We start from the raw sequence: 7,177 nt of genomic DNA, 5'->3' as shown, positions 1-7,177 counted from the left end.
GCATAATTACCCCTACCTTTTCTAGACTTAATTTCATGGAAACATTTTGCCTTAGAGTGTGTCCAATTTTGATACTAACCTTAATAGAATCGTTCGAGAGACGCATGGAATCGCTCAAGAAGCTCATAGATCCAAAAAATAGCTCATAGGATAGTGAGATCCCGCCGCGGCGGGATCAATCATCTACTTTATAACAGCAGTCAACATCATTTTAGCAATATTTTCAATCGCACGTTCGTCTACATTGAACATCGGGTGGTGGTGCGGATATTCAGCGCCAACTTCAGGGTTACCGCCGCCTAGTATAAAGTAGACGCCTGGAACTTCCTCTTGGAAATAGGCGAAGTCTTCGCTACCCATAAGTGGTTCGGCTTCAACTGTATGATCTTCGCCGAAAACTTCAACGCCTAGCTGTCTGATCCGCTCTGTTTCTAAAGGATCATTATACATCGACGGGCAGTCACGGACGTAGTCGATTTCATATCCTGCGCCTGCTGCTTCGCAAGTCATTTTCGTAATGTTGTGAAGGGATTGTTCGATCATGTCGCGCGCTTCAGCACTATAGGTCCGAACGGTTCCTTTCAATACAGCTTTTTCAGGGATAACATTGTGACCTTCACCACTATGGAAGGATCCAACTGTTACGGCTGCTGCATCCATTGGGCTTACGCGACGGCTGACAATCTGTTGTAAGTTAGTGACGAGTTGACTTCCTGTTACAAGGGCATCAACTGTCATGTGCGGCATGGCACCGTGTCCGCCCTTGCCGTGCACTTCGATTACAAAATCATCTTGCGCTGATGATATGTAACCAGAGCGCACACCAAACTGCCCAACAGGTAAATTAGACATAACGTGTGCACCGTAAATCATGTCAACGCCATCTAAGCAGCCATCATCGATCATCGGTTTTGCTCCACCTGGTGTCATTTCCTCGCCAAATTGATGGACGAACACAATCGTACCAGGGACCTCATCTTTAAACTGTGACAAAACCGTTGCGACCCCTAACAACGCAGACGTATGCACATCATGACCGCATGCGTGCATGACACCATCGACACGCGATTTAAAGTCTACATCTTTCTCATCTTGAATAGGCAAAGCATCAAAATCAGCACGCAAAGCAACTGTTTTGCCAAGTTGACCTCCATGTAAAATACCTAAAACACCACGGCCGCCAACACCAGTGCGAACTTCTAGCCCTAAATTTTCGAGGTAGGCAGCAATTTTCTTAGGTGTTTCAACTTCTTCGTGTGACACTTCAGGATACATATGTAAATCTCTTCTAAACTCAACTAATTCAGGATTAATCGACTCCAAATAGCTAAAAAACTTCTCCATTTTAAACACTCCCCACACGTTTTATGACATTATAGCACCAAACCTCACAATAAAAAACTGTTGCAAGTGTACTATTGTATGTAGTACACTTAATACACACAAGAAAGAGGTGATTGTTTGCATATACTGTTAAACCCAACGAGCAACAAGCCGATTTACGAACAAATCATCCAACAAGTTAAAGAGCGGATCTTGCAAGGTGTTGTTGTAGCAGGGGACAAAGTGCCTTCAGTTCGAGAGATGTCTGCACAGCTAACAGTTAACCCCAACACGGTAAGTAAAGCATATAAAGAATTGGAACGAGAAGGTATTTTCGTTACTTTCCGTGGAAAAGGGACGTTCATTAGTGAGGATGTTCATGAGCTTGTACAAGAAAGGGAAGTGAAGCTTTTGAAGGAGCAAGCTGAGAAATTAGTTCAGTCAGCCAAACAAGCTGGCATTTCAAAAGAGGAGATGAAGCAATGGATCGACGAATTATTCCAACAAGGTGGTGGGGAGCGTGATTGAAGTTAAAAATGTAACAAAATCAATCCATAAAAATGATGTCCTAAACCATGTCCAGTTTAATGTAAGACCAGGAACGATTACCGGTGTCGTTGGTCGAAACGGTGCAGGAAAGACAACGTTGTTGCGTATTATTTCAGGCATTATAAAACCTGATTCTGGTGAGGTCTTTATTGCAAATGAAAATATATTTAGCCAACCGCGGGTGAAAAGAGATGTCGTCTTCGTACCTGACTCAACTGACGCATTAAAAGCTTACTCGATTAAAGAGATCGTAAAGTTTTATAAGGAAGTTTACCCAAACTTTGATGAGACCTACTACTTTGACCTGTTAGAAAAATTCCAATTTAAGAAGTCAGGTAAGATTAAGCAGCTTTCTAAAGGACAAAAAGCACTTTTTTCATTAATCTTAGCTTTTTCGACGAATGCCAAATACATTTTACTCGATGAACCGACAGACGGACTAGATGTCATTATTAAAAGAGAAATTTTAAAATTTATCGCTGAAGAAGTCGCGAACAAAGAAGTATCGATTATGATTTCATCTCACCGTCTAGATGAGTTAGAAAAAATGGCAGATCACATTGTCGTGTTAAAAGAAGGAACGGTCAATTCTGAGCTTGAAATGGAAACATTAAAAGAAGACTATAGAAAAATTCAAGTCGCTTATCAAGAACAGTTCCCAGAAGACGTGTTACAAAACTTAGAAGTGTTAAGTCAAAACGGTCGTGTAGGCGTTGTATTGTTAGAAGCAGATGATGCTGAAGGAGAAGCGATTCTGAAAAACTATGAACCTATTTTATATGAAGAGTTGCCATTATCATTAGAAGATATTTTCGTAACGAAATTAGGAGGTGAACTATATGTTTCATAAGGCGTTATGGATGAAAGAGTGGAAGCATAACCTTCTAGTTTCAGCTGGTTTTTTAATTACTTTGTTATTAGCTTATCCGCTTATGGCATTTATGCAGTTTGAAACATGGCGTGAGTGGAAACAGTTCAACCCTGAAATTTGGGAACAGCAGAAGGCTTCTCAGATTCAGTTCATATTTGAACCGAACTTTTTCGGCATGATTTTAGTCGGACTTGTCATACTGCTAGCTGGTTTCTTAATCGGGTTAGAACGTAATACGAAGCGTCATGACTTCTCTATGGCTTTACCGTATTCTCGAAAAGAAATGTTTATAACAAAATATGCTCTAGGGCTACTGGTAATCACGATTAGTTATAACATCGCTTATTGGCTCATGTATTTTGCGGTTTACCAATCAGAGTTTGCTGCTTTACTATCTGAAGTTAACGTATCTCAAGTCTTCTGGTATCCATTGGTGACATACTTGGTTATTTATTCGTTTGCGATGTTCATTGGCACAATCTCTGGTGAAATCAAATCACAAATTGCACTAACGTTAATCTTTTTATTTTTCCCACAAGGGTTCCTAATGTTAATGGTTGGCTTTCTAGAAGTGCATGGGGCTAGCATATCGAACAATGCGTTCATGGAATGGATCACTCAAGATTTACTCTGGCCGAATTACCTTAGCCCTTTCATGTTTGATCATTTAAACTTAATCACCCCAGTTATAGCGGCGATCTTGTTTACAGTATTAGCATTGGTGATTTATGAAAAGTCACCATCTGAATATAGCGGTGAATTCCTAATGTTCAGATCGCTCCATCCGTTGTTTGCTTTTGGTATTCCATTGTGTAGTGCGTTATTAGGTGGTCTGTTCTTATCCTCACTTGTTCCATATAACTCTACTGAAATTGTAGAAATCACGTTATTTTGGCTCGGCGCTTTAATCGCACTATTCTTCTCTTGGAAAATCACTAAAAAATTACTAAATAGGTAATCATTATTAAAAAGCTAGCGTTCACGGTAAGGACGCTAGTTTTTTTGTTTAAATTTAGTCATTTCTTCCTTTCTCGCGTATTTTTTCGACAAAAATCACCAAATTATTCTTATATGCTTTTATATGTTAGTTCATCGGATGTTCGTCAATTTATTTAAAAACGGGTATCCTAGTTCCTATCTGTTTTATAAGGAGGAGTATGGATTATGGCCTGGTACATAGGTTATTTTTTCGTATATTTTGGTATAGTTTTTGGTTTTGGCATTTATTATTATTTTAAAGTTAAAGATTCCGATGACTACTTAATCGCTGGTTGGAATATGGGATTCTGGCCGATCGTCGGTACGATTATTAGTACGTTTTGTGGAGCCGCCGTCTTCATTGGTTGGGTCGGTATGGGCTTCTCAGTTGGTATGTCAGGCTTTTTCGAGTTTGCATTGCCAGCTTATTTTTTCACATTAATTTTAGTCGTCTTTTTTGCTAAGCAGTTAAGACGTCAGAAGCTTTATACGTTGGCGGATTTGTTTAGTGAACGTTTTGGTGGAAAACTTGGTATATTTCCTTCCGTTTTATCAGCGTTTATCTATGCTGTTCCAACGTTAGCGCTACAGATCGTTGGTATGTCAACGGTATTTAATATCGCGTTTGGTATGGAACCACAAACGGGAATTTTAGTCGCATTTGCGCTTATTTTAGGTTTTACAATTTTAGGTGGTTTACCAGCGACGATTATTACAGACGCTTTGCAGTCGATTGTTCTTACAATCGGAATCGTCGTCTTATTTATCGCAAGTTTAAATTACAGTGGTGGCATAGGAGAAGTGCTAGAAAACACGCCTGCCCATTATTTAACGCCGTTTGGTGAACAAGGTGGATTAGCCGTGTTAATCTTCGCACTTTCTGTTGGGCCGTTCTACTTAATTTGGCAGTCGACGTGGCAACGTATTTTTGCTGCTCGTACAGAAGAAGTGGCGAAAAAAGCGGGTCTTACAGCAATTGCAATCGGTACGGCGATTTCAATTTTACCGTATGCGATCGGTGTTATGGCACGTCAATATGTTCCGAGTGATATTGACCCTGACTTAATCTTTTCTTACGTCACGGTTGAATTATTGCCGCCATTTATCGGTGGTTTAGTGTTAGTTGGTCTGTTATCAGCCTTAATGACAGGTGCGAACTCGTTTATTTTACAAGGTAGTTCAAACTTAACGCAAGATTTATATGCGCGTATGATTAACCCGCACGCAGACAATCGTAAAATGATGTTCGTCTCACGTTTAACGGTAGTTATTATTTCTGTTTTAGGTCTAATGATCGCATTTCAAGTACAAGATATTGTCACGTTGTATCAGTGGGCGTTAAGATTATCTGCTGTTACACTAGTATTACCGTTCTTAGCGATTATGTTTTGGAGAGGTGTAACGACAGCTGGTGCACTGTCTTCCATGGTGCTTGCAGGTGCAGTCACGATCATCTGGCCTTATTTCAAAGAAGAAATAATCGCTGGTTTTTCTAATATGACAGCGGACATCTTAGCGGCTGATACGATTGAGGTTATAACAGCCTTTTTCGATGAAACGATTGTCGGATTCTTAACATCGTTTATCGTGTTAATTGTTGTCAGTTTACTAACCAAACACTCTAAAGCTGAGAACGTTAAAGCAGTTTATAAAGAAGATTTCAATACGAGAACGTAGTCAGAAAGGTGATTTCATGACTTATGATTTAATCATTTACAACGGTGACATTATAACGTTAGAAGAAGAGTTGATTGATGTTCAAGCCGTTGGAGTAGAAGACGGGACGATTACGAAAGTTTGGACAGGTGATTTTGACCCTGAGGAAGTAACTGCCAAAGAGTGGTATAACCTTGAGGGGAAAACGCTAACCCCAGGCTTTATCGATACGCATAATCATATTTTAATGTATTCTAAAATGAAAAGTCAGGTTTATTGTGGCCCGCCGGAAAACAGAAGTGTTGATCGATTACTAGCCACGATCAAAAAAGAAGCACAAAATCAAGAGTCGACGAAATGGATTATTGGCTACGGATATGATGATACGATGCTTGAAGAGCAACGTCATATTACACGTGAGGAGATCGATCGTGTCGCACCTGATCATCCTGTGTTTATTCGTCACATTTCAGGTCATTTAGCCGTTGTCAATTCAAAAGCGCTTGAAGTAAGTGACATTAATGATGATGTAAAAGATCCTTCAGGTGGTCATTTCGGCCGACATGAAGATGGAACGTTAGATGGTGTGTTGTATGAATTGCCTGTTTTGGAAAAAGTGATGCGCCACTTAGATCAACTGACGAGTGATGAATTAACTCGACTCATGATTGAAGCATCAGAAGATTATATTAAAGAAGGAATTACGACGAATACAGATGCAGCAGTTGGGCTTGATGGCGGCTTTTCAGAGTATGAGGAGCACATTCGCGCTGTCACACATCCAGATTTTAAATTGAAAATGCGATACATGGTAATGGACGATGTGTTAAATGAGAAGCCTTTTGCTGATCTTTCAGCTGATGAAGTCGATTCTTATATTAGTTTTCAGTCGAATGGCCAAGCACGACTTGATAGTGCGAAGTTTTTCCAAGACGGTTCGATTCAAGGGTATACCGGTGCACTTCGCGATGGGTATCATTTACATCCTGAACATAATGGAGCACTTATTCATCAACAAGAAACGTTGAATGAGATGTTTCGAAATGCTCACGATCGTGGTTTCCGAATTGCCTGCCACGGAAATGGTGATTTAGCAATCGACTCGATTATCCAAGCGTTAACGAATGCATTGGAAAAATCACCTCGAGAAGGCCATTTGCATCGTATTGAGCACCTTCAGACAGCAAAGGAAGAGGACTTAAAGCGAATGGCTGAGTATGATATTGCTACATCACTTTTCATTAACCATGTTTATTACTGGGGTGACCGTCACCGTGATATCTTTTTAGGTCCTGAACGTGCTGAGAAACTAGACCCACTAAACAGTGTAAGAGAGCATGGCCTATTGTATACGTTACATTCGGATAATCCGATCACTGCCATTTCACCGCTGTTTTCGATCTGGGCAGCCGTTAATCGCGTGACGCGTAATGGTCATGTATTAGGTGAAAGTGAAAAAATTGATACGTATGAAGCTTTGAAAACGATGACTTTATATGGAGCGCGGCTGAACGATACAGAGGAGACGAATGGATCGATCCAAATTGGCAAAGAAGCGGATTTCGCAGTGCTTGGTCAAAATCCGTTAACGATTGATCCGATGGTGATAAAAGATATAAATGTTGTGCAGACGTTTATTGACGGAAAGCCTTGTATTGTTGAGTAGTAGGAAAAACTCGCTTGGGTGAAACCCAAGCGAGTTTTTATTTATCAGCGCTCACAAAAATTTATCAGCGCTCACAAAAATTTATCAGCGCTCACAAAAATTTATCAGCGCTCACAAAAATTTATCAGCGCTCA

General features: G+C 40.2%; 6 protein-coding genes. 5 read left to right on the top strand and 1 reads right to left on the bottom strand.

What is annotated here, in order from left to right; translation table 11 throughout:
* Positions 1-183: 183 nt before the first annotated feature.
* Positions 184-1,344, bottom strand: a complete 1,161-nt coding sequence (locus tag J2R98_RS14375) for a M20 metallopeptidase family protein (RefSeq protein ID WP_307070185.1) — start codon at positions 1,342-1,344, stop codon at positions 184-186.
* A gap of 117 nt (positions 1,345-1,461) precedes the next feature.
* Here J2R98_RS14375 and J2R98_RS14370 point away from each other — a divergent pair, with 117 nt between their 5' ends.
* From J2R98_RS14370 to J2R98_RS14350, 5 genes are all read left to right on the top strand, one after another.
* Complete coding sequence (locus J2R98_RS14370; protein WP_307070183.1) at positions 1,462-1,851, top strand: GntR family transcriptional regulator; 390 nt, start codon at positions 1,462-1,464, stop codon at positions 1,849-1,851.
* Positions 1,844-2,722: an ABC transporter ATP-binding protein gene (locus J2R98_RS14365; protein ID WP_307070181.1), complete on the top strand. Its 879-nt coding sequence runs from the start codon at positions 1,844-1,846 to the stop codon at positions 2,720-2,722. The genes J2R98_RS14370 and J2R98_RS14365 overlap by 8 nt, the downstream gene beginning before the upstream one ends.
* Positions 2,712-3,701 carry an ABC-2 transporter permease gene (locus J2R98_RS14360; protein ID WP_307070180.1) on the top strand — a complete coding sequence of 330 codons (990 nt, stop codon included), beginning with the start codon at positions 2,712-2,714 and terminating at the stop codon, positions 3,699-3,701. Before J2R98_RS14365 ends, J2R98_RS14360 begins: the two co-directional genes overlap by 11 nt.
* A 206-nt stretch (positions 3,702-3,907) precedes the next feature.
* The gene (locus tag J2R98_RS14355) at positions 3,908-5,398 is read left to right on the top strand and encodes a sodium:solute symporter family protein (protein ID WP_307070178.1); all 1,491 of its coding nucleotides are present in this window, start codon (positions 3,908-3,910) and stop codon (positions 5,396-5,398) included.
* A gap of 16 nt (positions 5,399-5,414) precedes the next feature.
* Complete coding sequence (locus tag J2R98_RS14350; protein ID WP_307070176.1) at positions 5,415-7,043, top strand: amidohydrolase; 1,629 nt, start codon at positions 5,415-5,417, stop codon at positions 7,041-7,043.
* The last annotated feature ends 134 nt before the right edge of the window (positions 7,044-7,177 follow it).

The sequence above is a fragment of the Alkalibacillus filiformis genome, from assembly GCF_030814115.1.
Lineage (GTDB): Bacteria > Bacillota > Bacilli > Bacillales > Alkalibacillaceae > Alkalibacillus > Alkalibacillus filiformis.
This window is presented reverse-complemented; position numbering and strand designations above follow the sequence as displayed.

Excerpts from the sequence above, each read along its gene's own strand:
- J2R98_RS14375 (WP_307070185.1), bottom strand. The coding sequence starts at position 1,344 with ATGGAGAAGTTTTTTAGCTATTTGGAGTCGATTAATCCTGAATTAGTT.
- J2R98_RS14360 (WP_307070180.1), top strand. The coding sequence starts at position 2,712 with ATGTTTCATAAGGCGTTATGGATGAAAGAGTGGAAGCATAACCTTCTA.
- J2R98_RS14355 (WP_307070178.1), top strand. The coding sequence starts at position 3,908 with ATGGCCTGGTACATAGGTTATTTTTTCGTATATTTTGGTATAGTTTTT.
- J2R98_RS14350 (WP_307070176.1), top strand. The coding sequence starts at position 5,415 with ATGACTTATGATTTAATCATTTACAACGGTGACATTATAACGTTAGAA.